The sequence below is a fragment of the Mesorhizobium sp. WSM4808 genome (assembly GCF_055811675.1).
Window position 1 is genome coordinate 1 of record NZ_JBVVQX010000083.1, and the last position, 336, is coordinate 336.

Below are 336 nucleotides of genomic sequence, written 5' to 3' on the forward strand. Positions count from 1 at the left end.
AACGGTGGCGCCAAGTTGGCTTCCGCCTGGATCCAGCTTGGTGGTCTCCGAGTCGGGAAGGACGAATCGGCCTTCGACACATTTATCGGATACGCCGGGAACATCCTCAATAACGCACTTGTTCCGTATGGCGAATTCGATCAGTACTACATGGATACCGTCAATGGGTTTTCGGCTGTGGTTTCACTTGAACAAGGGGCGAGTGAGGTCGGTTCTCTCGACAGCCATGTTCCCCACGTCGTCCTAGGCGTGAGACAGAGGCCGGGGAACTGCGCTCTCTGGGCGATCCGCAAGGCGGCAGAAGCGCATTGGTCTTGAGGGCTGGTGGTCGCCGGC

Annotated in this window: 1 pseudogene; it reads left to right on the plus strand. The window is 58.3% G+C overall.

Annotated features, from left to right (window positions below):
- A pseudogene (locus AC0L2U_RS34780) lies at positions 1–267 on the plus strand (porin); the annotation flags it as partial.
- Positions 268–336: the final 69 nt, after the last annotated feature.